The organism is Streptomyces inhibens (genome assembly GCF_022221585.1).
Taxonomy (GTDB): domain Bacteria; phylum Actinomycetota; class Actinomycetes; order Streptomycetales; family Streptomycetaceae; genus Streptomyces; species Streptomyces inhibens.
This window is the reverse complement of the sequence record NZ_CP084681.1, coordinates 4,655,255-4,675,151: the sequence shown is the minus strand read 5'-3', so window position 1 is coordinate 4,675,151 and position 19,897 is coordinate 4,655,255. Positions and strand designations below refer to the sequence as shown.

General features: G+C 66.4%; 12 protein-coding genes, 3 rRNA genes and 1 pseudogene. 14 read left to right on the top strand and 2 right to left on the bottom strand.

The window, feature by feature from the left end; translation table 11 throughout:
• Positions 1-7: 7 nt before the first annotated feature.
• Positions 8-883 carry a TetR/AcrR family transcriptional regulator gene (locus KI385_RS21350; protein WP_238573793.1) on the bottom strand — a complete coding sequence of 292 codons (876 nt, stop codon included), beginning with the start codon at positions 881-883 and terminating at the stop codon, positions 8-10.
• A gap of 444 nt (positions 884-1,327) precedes the next feature.
• Between KI385_RS21350 and KI385_RS21345 the strand changes: the two genes are divergently transcribed.
• Positions 1,328-2,707, top strand: a complete 1,380-nt coding sequence (locus tag KI385_RS21345; protein ID WP_342593525.1) for an NAD(P)/FAD-dependent oxidoreductase — start codon at positions 1,328-1,330, stop codon at positions 2,705-2,707.
• 312 nt (positions 2,708-3,019) lie between these two features.
• Positions 3,020-4,820: pseudogene (locus KI385_RS21340) on the top strand (ATP-binding SpoIIE family protein phosphatase).
• A 107-nt stretch (positions 4,821-4,927) separates the two neighbouring features.
• Here KI385_RS21340 and KI385_RS21335 read toward each other — a convergent pair.
• Positions 4,928-6,250 (bottom strand): MFS transporter, encoded by a 1,323-nt coding sequence (locus tag KI385_RS21335; protein WP_238577779.1) that lies wholly within the window; start codon positions 6,248-6,250, stop codon positions 4,928-4,930.
• A 192-nt stretch (positions 6,251-6,442) separates the two neighbouring features.
• On the opposite strand from KI385_RS21335, the gene KI385_RS21330 reads away from it, so the two are divergent.
• The 12 genes from KI385_RS21330 (at position 6,443) to KI385_RS21275 (ending at position 19,887) form a co-directional block, all read left to right on the top strand.
• Positions 6,443-7,003 carry a MarR family winged helix-turn-helix transcriptional regulator gene (locus tag KI385_RS21330; RefSeq protein WP_238573792.1) on the top strand — a complete coding sequence of 187 codons (561 nt, stop codon included), beginning with the start codon at positions 6,443-6,445 and terminating at the stop codon, positions 7,001-7,003.
• 738 nt (positions 7,004-7,741) lie between these two features.
• A 16S ribosomal RNA gene (locus KI385_RS21325) occupies positions 7,742-9,268 on the top strand.
• A 303-nt stretch (positions 9,269-9,571) separates the two neighbouring features.
• Positions 9,572-12,693, top strand: a 23S ribosomal RNA gene (locus tag KI385_RS21320).
• Between the two features lie 74 nt (positions 12,694-12,767).
• Positions 12,768-12,884 (top strand): 5S ribosomal RNA (gene rrf / locus KI385_RS21315).
• The 16S, 23S and 5S rRNA genes sit together here, the layout of an rRNA operon.
• Before the next feature lie 100 nt (positions 12,885-12,984).
• Positions 12,985-13,635: an HAD family hydrolase gene (locus KI385_RS21310; protein ID WP_238573791.1), complete on the top strand. Its 651-nt coding sequence runs from the start codon at positions 12,985-12,987 to the stop codon at positions 13,633-13,635.
• A gap of 151 nt (positions 13,636-13,786) precedes the next feature.
• The gene (locus KI385_RS21305; RefSeq protein WP_238573790.1) at positions 13,787-15,025 is read left to right on the top strand and encodes an MFS transporter; all 1,239 of its coding nucleotides are present in this window, start codon (positions 13,787-13,789) and stop codon (positions 15,023-15,025) included.
• A complete protein-coding gene (locus tag KI385_RS21300; RefSeq protein WP_238573789.1) occupies positions 14,994-16,169 on the top strand; it encodes an acetoin utilization protein AcuC in 1,176 nt (391 codons plus the stop codon). The genes KI385_RS21305 and KI385_RS21300 overlap by 32 nt, the downstream gene beginning before the upstream one ends.
• An 88-nt stretch (positions 16,170-16,257) precedes the next feature.
• Positions 16,258-17,073, top strand: coding sequence for a phosphatase (locus KI385_RS21295; RefSeq protein WP_238573788.1), 816 nt, complete (start codon positions 16,258-16,260; stop codon positions 17,071-17,073).
• A 128-nt stretch (positions 17,074-17,201) separates the two neighbouring features.
• On the top strand, positions 17,202-17,411 hold the full coding sequence (locus KI385_RS21290; RefSeq protein ID WP_181923881.1) for a helix-turn-helix domain-containing protein: 210 nt from the start codon (positions 17,202-17,204) through the stop codon (positions 17,409-17,411).
• A gap of 120 nt (positions 17,412-17,531) precedes the next feature.
• Complete coding sequence (locus KI385_RS21285; RefSeq protein WP_003948845.1) at positions 17,532-17,630, top strand: 30S ribosomal protein bS22; 99 nt, start codon at positions 17,532-17,534, stop codon at positions 17,628-17,630.
• A 200-nt stretch (positions 17,631-17,830) separates the two neighbouring features.
• On the top strand, positions 17,831-18,880 hold the full coding sequence (locus KI385_RS21280) for an NAD-dependent epimerase/dehydratase family protein (RefSeq protein WP_238573787.1): 1,050 nt from the start codon (positions 17,831-17,833) through the stop codon (positions 18,878-18,880).
• Between the two features lie 14 nt (positions 18,881-18,894).
• The gene (locus KI385_RS21275; RefSeq protein ID WP_238573786.1) at positions 18,895-19,887 is read left to right on the top strand and encodes a lysophospholipid acyltransferase family protein; all 993 of its coding nucleotides are present in this window, start codon (positions 18,895-18,897) and stop codon (positions 19,885-19,887) included.
• The last annotated feature ends 10 nt before the right edge of the window (positions 19,888-19,897 follow it).

The following is a 19,897-nucleotide window of genomic DNA, read 5'->3' as shown; positions in this document are numbered from 1 at the left end:
GCGGACGTCACCGGGCGGGGCGCGAACGCAGCCCCTCCAGCAGAATCTCCAGCAGCCGCGTGGACGCGGCCTGCTGATGCCCGGGGTCGGGCAGCGTGGGCGCGCCCGTGGCGATCACCAACAGCACGTCGGAGACCGTCACATCGGCGCGCAGCTCACCGGCCGCCTTGGCCCGGTCCACGAGCCGCCCGACGACCTCCAGCAGCGCCTCGGCCCCGGTTGTCTCCCCGGTGGTCTGCGGCGTGCCCTCGGCACCCGGAGCCGGCTCGGCCTTCGGTACCTCGCTCTGGGTGACCAGCCGGAGATCGGCCGGTGCGCCGTCCGCGCCGGACGCGGTCCGCTGCTGCGGCACCCGCGCCTCGCCCAGCCCGTCCGGGACCCGGGCCCCGTCCGTGCCGTCCGCCGTCGGTTCCGCGGACCGGTCGGTGTCCGCGCTCACCCGCAAAATGCCCGGCGGCAGCAGCCGTCCGGCACCCGAGGCGACCGACGTACGAAGAAAACGGGACAGCGCCGACCATGGATCGTCCTCCTGGCCCAGCGCCGTACGCGCCTGGTCCGTCAGCCGTGAGGTCTCCTCCTCGGCTATCCGGCGGACCAGGACGTCCTTGCTCGGGAAGCGGCGATAGACCGTGCCGACCCCGACCCGGGCCCGTCGCGCCACGTCCTCCATCGGCGCGCCGTACCCCAGCTCGCCGAACACCTCGCGCGCGGCGCGCAGCACATGTTCCAGATTGCGCTGAGCGTCCACCCGCAGCGGCGTGCTCCGGCCGCCGGCACCGATGGTGCCGCCGCCCCCGTTGTTGTTGCCGTTACTGCTGCCGCTGCCGTCCGAGGCATGTGCCATAGCGACGGCTGTCGGCCATTGAGAGCCCTGAATGTGCATAGTCGATCCCCCGGTAATGACGTCTCCCCCCGGAGACTCCCCGCCCTGACGGTCGGGGCGTACCGACGAGAGGGTGCACCCCAACGAGATACGAACATAGTTGAGCCCGGGTCAAGAATGAAGGGGGCGTTCCGTACAGTGCGCCCCCCGATCGGCCCAACGGGCCTGATCCGCCCGGATTTCGCCCCCGCCCGCTCGCCTTCACCCACCCCCTGACCAGCGCACCTCGCCCCGCGCACGCGGAATGTGCCGTTCCGTCCCCAGGGTCGCGGCCGGTCATACATTTCGACGAGCCTGTGGACAAAGACGCCCCGGCGGTGCGTCATGGAACAGTGCTGTGCTTCCCGGGGGCGCAGCGCCCGATGGTGGTCGCGCCGCCGGCCGGCATCCGGATCGGTGCCGCCCCGGGCCAGGTCCACCGCGAGGAGAACCTCTGTGAAGGCTGTGTCTTCGAACAACGTGACGCGCATTCTCGTTGTCGGCGGTGGCTACGTGGGGATGTACACCGCCCTGCGGCTGCAGCGGAAGCTGAAGCAGGAGCTGCGGCAGAGCACCGTCGAGGTCATCGTGGTCGACCCCGAGCCGTACATGACGTATCAGCCATTTCTGCCCGAGGCCGCGGCCGGCTCCATCTCCCCGCGCCATGTCGTCGTACCGCTGCGCCGCGTCCTGCCCCGGTGCAAGGTCGTCGTCGGCGAGGTCACCGCCATCGACCACACCGAACGCAGGGCCACCATCACCACCCTGGCCGCGGAGGAGACCGGCAACGGCGCCATCGAGGTGGCCTACGACGAACTGGTCCTCGCGCCCGGCTCGGTCTCGCGCACCCTGCCCGTCCCGGGCCTGGCCGACTTCGGCATCGGCTTCAAGACCGTCGAAGAGGCCATCGGACTGCGCAACCACGTCCTCGCACAGCTCGACATCGCCTCCTCCACCCGCGACCCCGCGGTCCGCGACGCCGCACTGACCTTCGTCTTCGTCGGCGGCGGCTACGCCGGCGTGGAGGCGCTGGCCGAACTGGAGGACATGGCCCGCTACGCCGTCCGCTACTACCACAACGTCCAGCCCGAGGACATGAAGTGGATCCTGGTGGAGGCGACCGGCCGGATCCTGCCCGAAGTGGGCCCGGACATGGGCCGCTACGCCGTACGGGAGCTGCGCGGACGCAATATCGACGTACGGCTGGAGACCCGCCTGGAGTCATGCGAGAAGCGCGTCGCGGTACTCAGCGACGGCTCCCGCTTCCCCACCAGGACCCTGGTGTGGACCGCCGGCGTCAAACCCCACCCCATCCTGGCCGCGACCGATCTGCCGCTGAACGACCACGGCCGCCTCAAGTGCACCCCCGCGCTCCGGGTGGACGGCGTCGAACACGCCTGGTCCGCCGGTGACGCGGCCGCGGTCCCCGACCTGACGGCCGAGCCGCCCGCCAAGCCCGACGAGCCCCGCCCTCTGTGCGCGCCCAACGCGCAGCACGCCCTCCGCCAGGCCAAGGTGCTCGCCGAGAACATCGCGGCGGTCCTGCGCGGCGATCCGACCGAGAACTACGAGCACACATACGCCGGCTCGGTGGCCTCGCTCGGCCTGCACAAGGGCGTCGCGCACGTCTACGGGCGCAAGCTGAAGGGCTACCCGGCGTGGTTCATGCACCGCGCCTACCACCTCAGCCGGGTACCGACCTTCAACCGCAAGGCCCGGGTGCTCGCCGAATGGACCCTCGCGGGCCTGTTCAAACGCGAGATCGTCTCGCTCGGCTCACTGGAGAACCCGCGCGCCGAGTTCGAACTGGCGGCGGGCACCGGACGGCACAACGAAGCCGTTTGACGCGCCGTATGGACGACAGGAGTTGACGTGCCGCCTGCCCCCGGACGGCCGGAGGTTCCGGAGCGCGGAACTCCACACCGGCACCCGGGCGTCTGACGGATGTCCGTCCGGTCGGCCACACTGGACGTGTGACCATGGGTGGGCTCGTATCTGCAAAGAGTGACAATCACGAGGATTCTGGACGTTTGCTGCATTACGCAAAAGGGCGCCGAGAGTGCCCCCAGCCGAACCTCCCCCGGCCGACGGCCGGGAGGTCCCGCCATGCCGACGGCCCGATCCCGCGCGACGACGCGAAGTAAGAGGTACCCCTCCGTGATCTTCACGCGCTGGAGCGCCAAATTCCCCGGCACACAGCGGCGCGCCGCCGCCCGGTCCGACCGCGCCGCACCCCGCCCCGCGTCCGGCCCGCCGGCCCCGTCCGCCACGCCCGCGGCCCCGGCCCCGTCCGCCACGCCCGCGACGGCGGACGGCGCGCCGACCGCCCCGACGGCCGCCACCACCGGCTCCGTCCCCGCGGCCCGCGCCGAACGCGCCGATGCGGCCTCCCAGGAACTCACCCCCGTGGCCCTGCCACCCACCGTCGACGCGCTCTCCGTCCACGACATCCTCGGCACCATCCCCGCCCTCGTGGCGGTCGTCTACGGCCCCGAGCACCGCCTCGCCTACGTCAACGGCGCCTACGCCACCGTCTTCGGCCCCCGCCCGGCCGGCCACACCGCCCGCGAAGCCCTCCCCGAGCTCGACGAACTGGGCCTGCTCCCGCTGATGGACCAGGTCCTGCGCAGCGGCAAGCCGCGTACGGTCAAATCCCGCAAGATCCCCGGCGGCGACCGTTCCCGCGACGCCTACTACACCTTCACCTGCACCCCGATCGAGGTCGCGGCGAGCGGCCCGGCACCCGACCCCGAGGTCGCCTGCGTCGCCCCGCACAAGGGCGTACTCGTCTTCGGCGCCGAGGTCACCGACCAGATCGAGTCCGCCGAACGGCTGCGCGTCAGCGAGGCCCGCCAGCGCGAGGCCGCGGTCACCCTCCAACGCTCCCTCCTGCCCCAGGAATTGGAGCAGCCCGACGACCTGTGCGTGGCCGCCACGTACCAGCCCGGCGGCACGGACGCCGCGGTCGGCGGCGACTGGTACGACGTCATCACCCTGGGCGGCGGCCGTACGGCCCTGGTCATCGGCGATGTCATGGGCCGCGGGGTGCGCGCCGCCGCCGTCATGGGCCAGCTGCGCACCGCCGTACGCGCCTACGCCCGCCTCGACCTCCCGCCCCACGAGGTCCTCCAGCTCCTGGACGGGCTGGCCGCCGAGATCGACGCCAGCCAGATCGCCACCTGCGTCTACGCCGTCCACGACCCGAACGAGGGCCGCCTGGTCTACGCCTCGGCCGGCCATCTGCCCATCCTCGTACGCGACCCCCAGGGCACGGTCCGCCGAGCCGACCGGACCGCCCCTGGGCACCGGCGGCTGGCTGCACACCTCCGGCTCCGTCCCGCTGGCCCCCGGCAGCAGCGCCGTCCTCTACACCGACGGCCTGGTCGAGCGGCGCGACAAGGACATCGACGAGGGCGTCGAGGCCCTGGAGCGCGCCTTCGCCGGCGCCGCCGGCGCCCCCGACATCGTCTGCGACCGCCTGCTGCGCTCGCTCGGTATCACCGCCACGCACGACGACGACGTCGCCATCCTGGTCCTCCAGCACCCCGAGCGGACCGGCCATGAAGCCGAGCTGTTCCACAACGCCGCCCTCGAACTCCACGGCGGCACCGAAGCCGCCCCGCGCGCCCGCGCCTTCGCCTCCGGCGTCCTCGCCTCCTGGCGCTTCTCGCCCGAGCTGCACGACCTCGGTGTCCTGGCGGCCAGCGAACTTGTCGCCAACTCGCTCCAGCACGGCACCCCGCCCATGCGCCTCCGCCTGCGCCGCACGGACCGCCGCCTGATCATCGAGGTCACCGACGGCGACGACCATCTCCCACGCCGCCGCCGCGCCGAACCGGCGGACGAGGCCGGCCGCGGCATCTCCATCGTCGCCACCATCGCCTCCTCCTGGGGCTCGCGCCGCACACCGGGCGGCGGCAAGGCCGTCTGGTGCGAATTCGCCTTGCCCAGGGGATGAACAACGCCCCCGTTGCGGGCAGTCGTTCCGCCGGGGCGGAAGACATGCGCACAACGGGGGCGTCGGGGCCGGGTCCCGTCACCGGGAAGGGCCGGGACGGGGCACGCTCACACGGCCGCGGCCACCGCTTCCTGCTCCGCTTCCCGCTCCGCATCCTGCTCCGGCGAAACCCGCGCCGCCGGCAGCACCGGCATCGCCCGATGCGGATTGTCCTGCCCGGGCCGCAGCATCCGCCCCAACCGCAGCGAAAGCCCCGTGATCCCCAGCGCGCACACCACCAGCATCCCGATGTACGCCACATACATCCCGTGGCCCACCATCAGCGCTCCCACGGCCGGTCCCACCGCCAGCGCCAGCTGCTTGACCAGCGCGAACGCCGAGTTGTACTGGCCTATCAGGGAGGCCGGCGCCAGATCCGCCACCAGCGGAGCCAGCGTCGGCGACAGCATCGACTCGCCGATACCGAACAGCGCATACGTCGAGATCAGCAGCGTCGTCGCCACCGCCTGCGCCCCGTGCACCAGCCCGGACAGACCGGCGGCTATCCACGCCACGGTCCATATCAGCCCGACCAGCGCCATCACCCGGCTGCGCCGCCGCCGCTCGACCAGCTTGAGCACCACGAACTGCGCCGCCACGATCGCCGCCGTATTGGCCGCGAGGGCGATACCCAGGCTCGCCGGCGGGATCCGCGTGACCTCGGTCGCATAGGCCGCCAGACCGGACTCGAACTGCCCGTAGCAGGCGAAGAACAGGACGAACCCCAGCACGCACAGCCACACCATCCGCCGGTCGGCGAACAGCGCCCGCCAGGCACCCTTGGCCCGCTCCTCGGTCGGCACCGCGTCCTCGACCTTCGGCGCCCGCGGCAGCCGTACGGTCGCCACCGCCGCGCCGAGCACCAGGAACATCACGGCCTCGATGGCGAACAGCCGCACAAAGCTCGACGCATGCGACTCGTCGACCAGCAGCCCGCCGACCAGCCCACCGACGCCCAGGCCCAGGTTGTTCAGGAAGAACTGGGTGGCGAACGCCCGCGACCTGGTCACCGTCGTCGAGCACCACACGATCATCGTCGCGAGCGCCGGCTGAATGACCGCGATCCCGGCACCGAGCGCGATGGCCGACGCGATGACCAGCGGCTCCGTGGCCGACAGCCCGAGCCCCAGCGCGCCGATGGCGGCGGAGACCGTACCGACGATGGCCACCGGCAGCGGACCACGCCGGTCGATGGCCCGACCGGTCAGCGGCAGGACGACCAGCGCGGCCACTGCCAGCATCGCCAGCACCACACCGGCCGTATTCGCGCCGAGATCCCGCACCTTCGCCACATAGACGTACAGATACGGAACGGTGAAGCCGCTTCCGAACGCGCTCAGCGCGTTCCCGAGCTGGATCCGGCGCAACGCGGCGCCCATCGCGGTGGTCACACTCACCTACCTAGGTCAGGTCATCGGACGAACAAGGGGTACGAACCGGCGAGCTGCCACAGACACAGGGCGGGACCGGACAGCCGCAAGCCGGACAGTCTCACCCTGAAGACTTCAACTCTAAAGTTCGAATCTGAAGAGTACACGCCGAAGAACTTCAACGCCAATGACTTCCATGCCATACTGCGCCGCATGCCTGAGCCCTCAGAAGCGGCCGCCGACGCTGCCGAGCCGAGCCTCGAGGAACAGATCGCGGCCTACCAGCGCGAATTCCAAGACCTCGACCCCCAGGTGGAGCAGGTCGTCTCCGCACTTCAGCGCCTCAACCGGCGGATGAACGTCGCCTACGGACGGCAGACCGCCACCCTCGGCATCAGCAACGCCGAGTGGGAGGTCCTCAAGGCCCTGGTCCTCGCCGGAGCCCCCTACCAAATGGGCCCCGGCGAACTCGCCAAGCGCCTCGGCCTCACACCGGCCGCCATGACCCACCGCATCGACCGCATGGCGAGCGAAGGTCTGGTCACACGAGAGCGCGACGAGACCAACCGCGTCCGCGTCATCGTCGAGCTGACCCACGAGGGCCGCGAGAAGTGGCTGGAGGCGATGCGCATGGCAACGGTCTTCGAAGAGGACCTCCTCCAGGACCTCTCCGGCGCGGAACGCCAACTCCTCGGCCAGGTGTTGAGCCGTCTGCTGCGCCGCGTCGAGGACGCTCAACCGGACGCCGGCGGGCGTCTGAGTGACCTTGACTGACGCGAGTTGACACGCCCCTGCCCCATCCGTAGTGTTCTCCGAGTTGCCACGGAGCCGGAACGGTTCTGCGACAGCCATCCCGCCGCTTCGCGGCACACCACTACTGCACGGCCCCTCACCGGGAACAATTTCGGCATGCCGAAATTCGGACCGCGACGTGATTATGCGTCAACGAGGAATTCCGCTAAAGTAGTGATCACGCCGAAAGGCGCGGCAGATTGAATAGCCGCACCACGGCGGAACCCCCTCCGACGGGGAATCGGAAAAGAATTCGGACCGGAAACGGAACGAAATCGGATCTGATACAGTCGGAAAGGCCGAAAAGCGAAAGCCGAACGGCCAACCCCGCTCCAACAGGGGGCCGGAGACGGAAACGGATCTGGTAAGGTTGGAACCGCGAAGAAGCCGAAAAGGCCGAATCGCACCGGCGAAAATCGGAGCCGCAAGGATCTGATAGAGTCGGAAACGCAAGACCGAAGGGAAGCGCCCGGAGAGCCTGGTGAGACAGGCACAAAGGAAGCGTCCGTTCCTTGAGAACTCAACAGCGTGCCAAAAGTCAACGCCAGATATGTTGATACCCCGTCCAGCCGGAAGCATCCGGCGGATGAGGTTCCTTTGAAAGTCCTATCGACACCATGTGCCGGTAGGCAACACACAGCGAGGACGCTGTGAACGAGAGGGCTTATTCCGCCCACTCGTTCCGCTCTCGTGATGTGTAACCGGGATATCCCGGAAGCATTCACGGAGAGTTTGATCCTGGCTCAGGACGAACGCTGGCGGCGTGCTTAACACATGCAAGTCGAACGATGAAGCCTTTCGGGGTGGATTAGTGGCGAACGGGTGAGTAACACGTGGGCAATCTGCCCTTCACTCTGGGACAAGCCCTGGAAACGGGGTCTAATACCGGATATGACACACGACCGCATGGTCTGTGTGTGGAAAGCTCCGGCGGTGAAGGATGAGCCCGCGGCCTATCAGCTTGTTGGTGGGGTGATGGCCTACCAAGGCGACGACGGGTAGCCGGCCTGAGAGGGCGACCGGCCACACTGGGACTGAGACACGGCCCAGACTCCTACGGGAGGCAGCAGTGGGGAATATTGCACAATGGGCGAAAGCCTGATGCAGCGACGCCGCGTGAGGGATGACGGCCTTCGGGTTGTAAACCTCTTTCAGCAGGGAAGAAGCGAGAGTGACGGTACCTGCAGAAGAAGCGCCGGCTAACTACGTGCCAGCAGCCGCGGTAATACGTAGGGCGCAAGCGTTGTCCGGAATTATTGGGCGTAAAGAGCTCGTAGGCGGCTTGTCACGTCGGATGTGAAAGCCCGGGGCTTAACCCCGGGTCTGCATTCGATACGGGCAGGCTAGAGTTCGGTAGGGGAGATCGGAATTCCTGGTGTAGCGGTGAAATGCGCAGATATCAGGAGGAACACCGGTGGCGAAGGCGGATCTCTGGGCCGATACTGACGCTGAGGAGCGAAAGCGTGGGGAGCGAACAGGATTAGATACCCTGGTAGTCCACGCCGTAAACGTTGGGAACTAGGTGTGGGCGACATTCCACGTCGTCCGTGCCGCAGCTAACGCATTAAGTTCCCCGCCTGGGGAGTACGGCCGCAAGGCTAAAACTCAAAGGAATTGACGGGGGCCCGCACAAGCAGCGGAGCATGTGGCTTAATTCGACGCAACGCGAAGAACCTTACCAAGGCTTGACATACACCGGAAAACCCTGGAGACAGGGTCCCCCTTGTGGTCGGTGTACAGGTGGTGCATGGCTGTCGTCAGCTCGTGTCGTGAGATGTTGGGTTAAGTCCCGCAACGAGCGCAACCCTTGTTCTGTGTTGCCAGCATGCCCTTCGGGGTGATGGGGACTCACAGGAGACTGCCGGGGTCAACTCGGAGGAAGGTGGGGACGACGTCAAGTCATCATGCCCCTTATGTCTTGGGCTGCACACGTGCTACAATGGCCGGTACAATGAGCTGCGATACCGCGAGGTGGAGCGAATCTCAAAAAGCCGGTCTCAGTTCGGATTGGGGTCTGCAACTCGACCCCATGAAGTCGGAGTTGCTAGTAATCGCAGATCAGCATTGCTGCGGTGAATACGTTCCCGGGCCTTGTACACACCGCCCGTCACGTCACGAAAGTCGGTAACACCCGAAGCCGGTGGCCCAACCCCTTGTGGGAGGGAATCGTCGAAGGTGGGACTGGCGATTGGGACGAAGTCGTAACAAGGTAGCCGTACCGGAAGGTGCGGCTGGATCACCTCCTTTCTAAGGAGCACTTCTTACCAACTTCGGTTGGTCAGAGGCCAGTACATCAGCGAATGTCTGATGCTGGTTGCTCATGGGTGGAACGTTGACTATTCGGCGCACTTGGTTGGTTGTCACTAGTACTGCTTCGGCGTGGAACGTGGGGATTGATGGAGTGGGTCGGGCACGCTGTTGGGTATCTGAGGGTGCGGGCTTTCGAGTCTGAACCTTCGCGATGCCGGCCCCGGTGAAAATCTGCTTCGGTGGGTTGTGACGGGTGGCTGGTCGTTGCTTGAGAACTGCACAGTGGACGCGAGCATCTGTGGCCAAGTTTTTAAGGGCGCACGGTGGATGCCTTGGCACCAGGAACCGATGAAGGACGTGGGAGGCCACGATAGGCCCCGGGGAGCTGTCAACCAAGCTTTGATCCGGGGGTGTCCGAATGGGGAAACCCGGCAGTCGTCATGGGCTGTCACCCGCTGCTGAACACATAGGCAGTGTGGAGGGAACGCGGGGAAGTGAAACATCTCAGTACCCGCAGGAAGAGAAAACAACCGTGATTCCGGGAGTAGTGGCGAGCGAAACCGGATGAGGCTAAACCGTATTGGTGTGATACCCGGCAGGGGTTGCCAGTGCGGGGTCGTGGGAGTTCTCTTTCATCGTCTGCCGGCGATGAGACGAGTCAGAAACCGTTGATGTAGGCGAAGGACATGCGAAAGGTCCGGCGTAGAGGGTAAGACCCCCGTAGCTGAAACATTGACGGCTCGTTTGAGAATCACCCAAGTAGCACGGGGCCCGAGAAATCCCGTGTGAATCTGGCGGGACCACCCGTTAAGCCTAAATATTCCCTGGTGACCGATAGCGGATAGTACCGTGAGGGAATGGTGAAAAGTACCGCGGGAGCGGAGTGAAATAGTACCTGAAACCGTGTGCCTACAAGCCGTGGGAGCGTCGCGCATCGAGTTTACTCGGTGCGTCGTGACTGCGTGCCTTTTGAAGAATGAGCCTGCGAGTTTGCGGTATGTTGCGAGGTTAACCCGTGTGGGGAAGCCGTAGCGAAAGCGAGTCCGAATAGGGCGTTGAGTAGCGTGCCCAAGACCCGAAGCGGAGTGATCTAGCCATGGGCAGGTTGAAGCGGAGGTAAGACTTCGTGGAGGACCGAACCCACCAGGGTTGAAAACCTGGGGGATGACCTGTGGTTAGGGGTGAAAGGCCAATCAAACTCCGTGATAGCTGGTTCTCCCCGAAATGCATTTAGGTGCAGCGTCGTGTGTTTCTTGCCGGAGGTAGAGCACTGGATAGGCGATGGGCCCTACCGGGTTACTGACCTTAGCCAAACTCCGAATGCCGGTAAGTGAGAGCGCGGCAGTGAGACTGTGGGGGATAAGCTCCATGGTCGAGAGGGAAACAGCCCAGAGCATCGACTAAGGCCCCTAAGCGTGTGCTAAGTGGGAAAGGATGTGGAGTCGCAGAGACAACCAGGAGGTTGGCTTAGAAGCAGCCACCCTTGAAAGAGTGCGTAATAGCTCACTGGTCAAGTGATTCCGCGCCGACAATGTAGCGGGGCTCAAGCACACCGCCGAAGTCGTGTCATTGCAGCAATACTCCTAACGGAGGCTGTGATGGGTAGGGGAGCGTCGTGTGCCGGGTGAAGCAGCCGTGGAAACGAGTTGTGGACGGTTCACGAGTGAGAATGCAGGCATGAGTAGCGATACACACGTGGGAAACGTGTGCGCCGATTGACTAAGGGTTCCTGGGTCAAGCTGATCTGCCCAGGGTAAGTCGGGACCTAAGGCGAGGCCGACAGGCGTAGTCGATGGACAACCGGTTGATATTCCGGTACCCGCTTTGAAACGCCCAATATCGAATCAGACGATGCTAAGCCCGTGAAGCCGGCCTGGAGTCTTCGGACAAAGGGACGTGGTGGAGCCGGTGACCCGGATCTGTAGTAGGTAAGCGATGGGGTGACGCAGGAAGGTAGTCCAGCCCGGGCGGTGGTTGTCCCGGGGTAAGGGTGTAGCCCGAGAGATAGGCAAATCCGTCTCTCGTTAAGGGTGAGACCTGATGCCGAGCCGATTGTGGTGAAGTGGATGATCCTATGCTGTCGAGAAAAGCCTCTAGCGAGTTTCATGGCGGCCCGTACCCTAAACCGACTCAGGTGGTCAGGTAGAGAATACCGAGGCGTTCGGGTGAACTATGGTTAAGGAACTCGGCAAAATGCCCCCGTAACTTCGGGAGAAGGGGGGCCATTTCCGGTGATGAGACTTGCTCTCTGAGCTGGGGGTGGCCGCAGAGACCAGCGAGAAGCGACTGTTTACTAAAAACACAGGTCCGTGCGAAGCCGTAAGGCGATGTATACGGACTGACGCCTGCCCGGTGCTGGAACGTTAAGGGGACCGGTTAGTCAATCTTCGGGTTGGCGAAGCTGAGAACTTAAGCGCCAGTAAACGGCGGTGGTAACTATAACCATCCTAAGGTAGCGAAATTCCTTGTCGGGTAAGTTCCGACCTGCACGAATGGCGTAACGACTTCTCGACTGTCTCAACCATAGGCCCGGTGAAATTGCATTACGAGTAAAGATGCTCGTTTCGCGCAGCAGGACGGAAAGACCCCGGGACCTTTACTATAGCTTGATATTGGTGTTCGGTTCGGCTTGTGTAGGATAGGTGGGAGACTGTGAACTCTGGACGCCAGTTCAGGGGGAGTCATTGTTGAAATACCACTCTGGTCGTGCTGGATGTCTAACCTGGGTCCGTGATCCGGATCAGGGACAGTGTCTGGTGGGTAGTTTAACTGGGGCGGTTGCCTCCTAAAGAGTAACGGAGGCGCCCAAAGGTTCCCTCAGCCTGGTTGGCAATCAGGTGTTGAGTGTAAGTGCACAAGGGAGCTTGACTGTGAGACTGACGGGTCGAGCAGGTACGAAAGTAGGGACTAGTGATCCGGCGGTGGCTTGTGGAAGCGCCGTCGCTCAACGGATAAAAGGTACCCCGGGGATAACAGGCTGATCTTCCCCAAGAGTCCATATCGACGGGATGGTTTGGCACCTCGATGTCGGCTCGTCGCATCCTGGGGCTGGAGTCGGTCCCAAGGGTTGGGCTGTTCGCCCATTAAAGCGGTACGCGAGCTGGGTTTAGAACGTCGTGAGACAGTTCGGTCCCTATCCGCTGTGCGCGTAGGAGTCTTGAGAAGGGCTGTCCCTAGTACGAGAGGACCGGGACGGACGAACCTCTGGTGTGCCAGTTGTCCTGCCAAGGGCATGGCTGGTTGGCTACGTTCGGAAAGGATAACCGCTGAAAGCATCTAAGCGGGAAGCCTGCTTCGAGATGAGGGCTCCCACCCCCTTGAGGGGTTAAGGCTCCCAGTAGACGACTGGGTTGATAGGCCAGATATGGAAGCGCCGTAAGGTGTGGAGTTGACTGGTACTAATAGGCCGAGGGCTTGTCCTCAGTTGCTCGCGTCCACTGTGTAGGTTCTGAAGTAATGACCTGTGTCTTTGCCGGGTTGGTTAACTTCATAGTGTTTCGGTGGTCATAGCGTTAGGGAAACGCCCGGTTACATTTCGAACCCGGAAGCTAAGCCTTTCAGCGCCGATGGTACTGCAGGGGGGACCCTGTGGGAGAGTAGGACGCCGCCGAACAATCATTGTGGGGAAGCCCCGCACCTTATGGTGCGGGGCTTTTCTGCGTTCAGGGTCAGAAATCTGATTCCGGGCCGGATAAGGCGCATAGGGTCGGGCCATGCGATACGACCTGGTCATCTTCGACAATGACGGTGTGCTCGTCGACAGTGAGCCCATCTCCAACACCATCCTGGCCGGCTATCTGACCGAGCTCGGGTACCCCACGTCGTACGAGGACTCGATACGCGACTACATGGGGTCGGCGATGCACCGGATCCATGAGCTCGTCCTGGAACGTACCGGCCGTCGCCTGCCCGAGGACTTCGACGAGGTGTTCCACGGCCGCGTCTTCGCTGCGTTCGAGCGGGAGTTGCAGCCGGTGCCCGGGGTGACCGAGATGCTGGAGAAGCTGGCGGCGGACGGCGTTCCGTACTGTGTCGCGTCCTCCGGAAGCCATGAGCGGATCCGGGTGGGGCACCGGAAGACGGGCCTGGACGGGTGGTTCGCGGCAGGCCGCGTCTTCAGCTCGCAGGATGTGGGGCGGGGGAAGCCGGCGCCGGATCTCTTTCTGCATGCGGCACGGGAGATGGGCGTGGAGCCGGAGCGGTGTGCGGTGATCGAGGACAGTCCGCTGGGGGTGCAGGCGGCGGTCGCCGCGGAGATGGATGTCTATGGGTTCACGGCGATGACGCCGGCGGCGAAGCTGGTGGAGCCCGGCGCCAACGGGCTGTTCGCCCATATGGCCGAACTTCCCGAGCTGTTGCGGTAGGGACCGGGTTGCCGGAGTGCCGACCGTGCCGTGGGTGGGGGGTGTGGTGAGAGTGCCACGGGTGGCATGCGATCACCCGTAGGGCGTACGTCGGAATTGGCGGAGTGATCCATCTACCCAGCGGTAGTGGCGAGTTCTAGGCTGAGCGGCCATGACGGCCCCTCTGGTACCAGGAGCGCAGCTGCGGCACGGCCGGGTCTCGCTTGCCCTCAGCTTCTGCGTCCAGGGTGCGGTCTTCGCCCTCCTGGTGACGCGGATACCCGCGATCCAGGACCGCTACGGGATATCGGACGCTCTGCTGCCGGTCTTCCTCGCGGCGGTGCCGGTTCTCGCGGGGGTCGGCAGTGTCGTCACCGAGCAGCTGGTGAAGCGGGTGCGGCCGAGCCTGGTGCTGCGGTGTGTGCAGCCGGTGGTGTGTCTGGCGTTGCTGGCGGTGGGGGCCGCTGGCTCGATGGCGCAGGTGGCGGTGGCGCTGGCGGCGTTCGGCCTTTCGGTGGGGGCCTTGGACGCCTCGATGAACATGCTCGGGGTGAGCCTGCAGCGGGCGTACGGGCGGAGCATCATGCTCGGCTTCCACGCCGCGTACAGCCTGGGCGGCATCGTGGGGGCCTCGCTGGCCTGGGCGGGGGCGCACTGGAAGCTGTCGCTCGCGCTGCTGTACGGGCCGGTGGTCGCGGTCCTGGTGCCGTTGGCGCTGATCGTGGGCCGATGGTTTGTGGACCAGGAGCGCGCCAAGGAGCCCCGGGGGAGCGGGGAAGGCCCGGCGGCCGTTGCACCCATCGCGATGAGGCTGCTGTTGCCGCTGTGTCTGGTGATGGCGTTCGCGTATATCGGGGACTCGACCGTCTCCAACTGGAGCGCGAAGTATCTGCAGGACGTACTGGGGAGCTCGGAGCAGCTCGCCACCGTTCCGTACAACGTCTATATGGTCACCACGCTGCTCGGGCGGGCGGTCGGTGATCTGGGGGTTCGGCGGTTCGGGGCGGTCGCGGTGGTACGGACCGGGTCGGTGGTCGCGGCGGGTGGCTTCGCGGTGGTGGCGGCGGCGCCGGGGGCCTGGGCCGGGATGGCGGGGTTCACGCTGCTGGGGCTCGGGCTGTGTGTGCTCGTGCCGCAGACGTTCGCGGCGGCGGGGCGGTATGCCTTCGAAAAACATGGGCCCGAGGCGTCGGACGCGGCCGTCGCGCGGCTGAATATTTTCAACTATGTGGGCTTTTTGATCGGCTCTCCCTTGGTGGGTGCGCTCGGTGATGCCTGGAGCTATCGGGGGGCGATGCTCGTACCGATGGCCCTGGTGCTGGTGACGCTGGTGTATGCCCGCTCGTTCGGGGCCCCGGAGGCCCGATACGGTGACGGATATGAGCGGCCGCGCACAGCTGATGTGGGATGAGGCAGTAACGGGCTACGACTTCGGGTCCGGGCATCCGATGGACCCGGTCCGGCTCGCGCTGACCATGCGTTTGGTGGAGGCGTACGAGCTCGATCGCGGCCCGCTGGAAGTGGTCGCGGCCAAGCCGGCGGGGGACTCCACCCTGCGGCTGGTGCATCGCGAGGACTACATCGGCGCGGTCCGCAGAGCCTCGGCGGACCCCGCCTCGGCGGACCTCTCGTACGGGCTGGGGACGGCGGACGATCCGGCGTTCAAAGGGATGCACGAGGCGTCCGCGCTGATCGCCGGGCAGTCGGTCGGCGCGGCGGAGGCCGTCTGGCGCGGCGACGCGGCCCATGCGGTGAACTTCTCCGGCGGGCTGCACCACGCGATGCCGGGCGGCGCGGCCGGCTTCTGTATCTACAACGACGCGGCGCTGGCGGTCGCCCGGCTGCTGGAGCTGGGCGCCGAGCGGGTCGCGTACATCGATGTGGATGTCCACCACGGCGACGGGGTGCAGGCGGCGTTCTGGGAGGACCCGCGGGTACTGACGATCTCGCTGCACGAGCATCCGCGCACGCTCTTCCCGCAGACCGGCTGGCCGGAGGAGACCGGCGGGGAGGGCGCGGAGGGCAGCGCGGTGAATGTGGCGCTGCCGGCCGGGACCGGGGACGAGGGCTGGCTGCGGGCCTTTCATGCCGTGGTGCCGGAGCTGCTGGGGGCGTTCCGGCCGCAGGCGATCGTGTCGCAGCACGGCGCGGACACCCACTTCGAGGATCCGCTCGCGCATCTCGCGGTGAGCCTGGACGCCCAGCGTGCGGTGGCGGAGTCCTGCCACTCCCTGGCGCATGAGTTCGCGGACGGACGGTGGGTCGCGCTGGGTGGCGGCGGCTATGCGGTGGTGGATGTGGTGCCGCGCAGCTGGACGCATCTGACGGCGATCGCGGCGGGCCGGCCGATCGACCCGGCCTCGATGGTGCCGGAGTCCTGGCGGCACGAAGTGTTCCGCAGGACGCGGCAGTTGGCGCCGCTGCGGATGACGGACGGGCGTACGCCGCAGTGGCGGGACTTCGTCAACGACGGCTATGACCCGGCCGACCGGCTGGACCAGGCGGTGCTGGCCACCCGCCGGGCGGTGTTCCCGGCGCATGGGCTGCTGCCGTAGGGACCCGTAACTCGCTGTGCTCCACGGATGTGTGACTACCCGTCGGTCGGGGCAACCGTAGGCCGGCCAACGGGGCAGCATGGGGCGCGTGAGGGACACCGGGGCGCTGCGGGCGCACCTGATCGAGACAAGGCTCGCCGGGACGATCGCGACGACGCGGGAGAAGAGTCTGGGGCGCTACCGGCTCTTCGCGGCGCGCGATCCGCGGGTGCTGTTGGGGCTGGATCCCGAACGGGACTGGCCGCTCGGTGAAGTACTGCGACTGATGGGGCAGAAGTGCGGGGTTTCGGTCGATCTCGCGCATACTTCGGGCCCGGATGTGATCGATCCGGATCGTACGATCGCGGCACTGGACCGGTTCGCCGACCGAATGGGTGAGGCGGCCGGTCGCCGTGTGCCGGTGCTGCTCGGCACCGGCCATCCGCACCGGCTGCTGGAGTTCTACGCCGCGCTCGCAGACGCTCTCTCGTCGGCGGGCTGCCCCGTCCTCACCCCTGCGTATGGCGCCCGTGTCGACATAGCGACCCGGTTCGGCGTACGCACCCGGGTCCTCGACTACGTACGGGGAGTCGCGCTGATGCGAGAAACCGGCGTGCGGGGCGCGCCCGGGGCGGGGGGCGTACACACCCACTCGCCGCTTCCCGTACGCACCGCTCTCGCGGCCGCCGCGGACTTTGGGGAGCCGCTGCCGGGGCTGGTGATCGGGGACCACGGCTGGGTCTGCGGGGCAGGTCAGCTGGGCATCGAGGCGATCGGGCTGGCGGATACGGACGACCCGGCGCTGTTCGTCGGCCAGGCGGAGGGACGGGTGTCCGAGGTGGTGCCGCTCGATGATGCCGTGCGGGCCGCGTCCTACCGACCGCTGATGCGCTATGTACTCAATCGGGCGCATCTGTCCCGATAGGCGGCTGTTCGCTGCTCCTCTTCCCCACTCGCATCACCCGCCCCTAATCTGGGGAGTGAGCGCATAGCGACGAAGAGTCACCGGAGGGGAAGCCGGTGTCCGTCTTATGCGGAAGGTGCAGGTGTGGCATGGCGGCAGACCAGAGGCCTCTGAACGAGGTTGTGTTCCTGACAGTGGCGGAAGTCGCCACGGTGATGCGAGTGTCCAAGATGACCGTGTACCGCTTGGTGCACAGCGGTCATCTGCCCGCTATTCGCGTGGGGAGGTCTTTCCGGGTTCCGGAGCAAGCGGTTCAGGACTATCTCCGTGAGTCCTTTGTGGGGGTGGAATCAGCCTGACGGGTCCGTCGCCGACCCTCGGATTACGCCGTTCGCCCGGCGCCGGGTAGGCTGGCCCGATGTAGGTAGTGTGGGCTCGGACGCCCCGCACCGAGTGATTCGAAGTGAGCGAGGGTAGTCGTGGGCTCTGTTATCAAGAAGCGGCGCAAGCGGATGGCCAAGAAGAAGCACCGCAAGCTGCTCAAGCGCACCCGTGTTCAGCGTCGTAACAAGAAGTAAGCGACGCTGATCGCGATTTCGCAGCCCCCCATCGCCTTGGTGCGATCGGGGGCTGCTGCGCGTTGTGGGCCGTATGGACGGTGGTCGGACGGAAATGTGGCCGCAGGCATCCTGTGGTCATCACAGCGCAACACCGACCCGATAGCGTGGTCGGCACAGCTCGGCTAGGCGGAAGTCGCGGCGGGAAGGAAGGGCTGATCTTGGGCAAGGTCGTGCTCGTCACGGGAGTCGCACGGCAGCTGGGCGGCCGGTTCGTGCGCCGGATCCAGCGCGATCCCGACGTCGACCGGGTGATCGGGGTCGACGCCGTGGCACCGGAGCACCATCTGGGCGGCGCCGAATTCCTCAAGGCCGATATCCGGCATCCGGCCATTGCCCGGGTTCTGGCCGAGACGGGCGTCGACACCGTCATCCATATGGATATCAACGGCACCCCGTTGGGCAAGCGTGGCGGCCGCGCCTCGGTGAAGGAAACCAACGTCATCGGGACGATGCAGCTGCTCGGCGCCTGCCAGAAGGCCCCGAACGTGCAGCGCCTGGTCATCAAGTCCAGCACCAGCGTCTATGGCTCCGCGCCCCGGGACCCCGCTGTCTTCACCGAGACCACCACGCCGAAGTCGCTGCCCAGCGGCGGCTTCGCCAAGGACGTCGTCGAGGTCGAGGGCTATGTACGCGGCTTCGCGCGGCGCCGGCCCGATGTGGCGGTATGCGTCCTGCGGTTCGCCAACATCCTGGGGCCCTGTGCGGATTCCCCGCTCGCCGAGTACTTCTCGCTGCCCGTGCTGCCCACCGTGCTCGGCTACGACCCGCGGCTGCAGTTCGTCCACGAGGATGACGCCATTGAGGTGTTGCGGATCGCCGCCGCCGCGCCGCGCCGCGGCACGCTCAACAGCGGCACGTTCAATATCGCCGGGGACGGCGTGCTGTTGCTGTCGCAGACCTCCCGGCGGCTGGGGCGGCCCACGCTGCCGCTGTTCCTGCCGACGGTGACCTGGGCCGGTACGGCGCTGCGGTCCATCGGCATCACGGACTTCTCGCCGGAACAGATCCGGCTGCTCACGCACGGCAGGGTCGTCGAAACGACGCAGATGCGCGAGACACTGGGGTTCCACCCGAAGTTCACGACGGCGGAGACCTTCGCGGAATTCGCCCGCAGCCGCGGACCCGGGCTGCTGCCGCCCGAGTCCCTCGCCCGCACCGTCGACCGGCTCGCCGGCGTGCTGCCCGCACGCGGCGGCCTGACCCAGTGAGGAGTTCACCCACAATGGCGGACGCCAAGGTCATTCCCTTCGGCGAGGAGCCTCGGGCGCGCAGGAAGGCCAGGCGGGCCGGGCGCACGGGGCGCGGTACGGCGCTGGCACCCGTACCGGAAGCACGGACCGAGCATCCGCCGGCGGCACCTCCGCCGCCGAGCCCACGGTCCCTCGACGAGCGGATCGCGGGCGGGCTGGCCTTTCTGCGCCGGCGGATCACCGGCGACTACGAGGTCGACGACTTCGGCTACGACGAGGAGCTGACCGACCAGGTCCTGATGTCGCTGCTGCGGCCCTTCTACGAGAAGTACTTCCGGGTCGAGGTGAAGGGCGTCGAGAACATCCCCGCAGACGGCGGGGCGCTGATCGTCGCCAATCACTCCGGGACGCTGCCGCTGGACGGCCTGATGTTGCAGGTCGCGGTGCACGACAACCACCCGGCGCAGCGTCATCTGCGGCTGCTGGCGGCCGATTTGGTGTTTGTGCTGCCGGTGATAAACGAGCTGGCGCGCAAGGCCGGGCACACCCTCGCCTGTGCGGAGGACGCGCAGCGGCTGCTGGAGCGCGGCGAGATCGTCGGGGTGATGCCGGAGGGCTTCAAGGGCATCGGCAAGCCCTTCGCGGACCGCTACAAGCTGCAGCGCTTCGGGCGGGGCGGCTTTGTCTCGACGGCGTTGAAGGCCGGGGTGCCGATCGTGCCGTGCTCGATCGTGGGCGCGGAGGAGATCTACCCGATGATCGGGAACGCCAAGACGCTGGCGCGGGTGCTGGGGCTGCCGTATTTCCCGATCACGCCGACGTTCCCGTGGCTCGGGCCGCTGGGGGCCGTACCGCTGCCGACGAAGTGGACGATCCAGTTCGGCGAGCCGATTTTGACGGACGGTTATCCGCCGGAGGCGGCGGACGATCCGATGCTGATGTTCAACCTGACCGATCAGGTCCGCGAAACGATTCAGCACACCCTGTACAAGCTGCTGGTGCAGCGACGCTCGGTGTTCTTCTGAGGGAAGGACC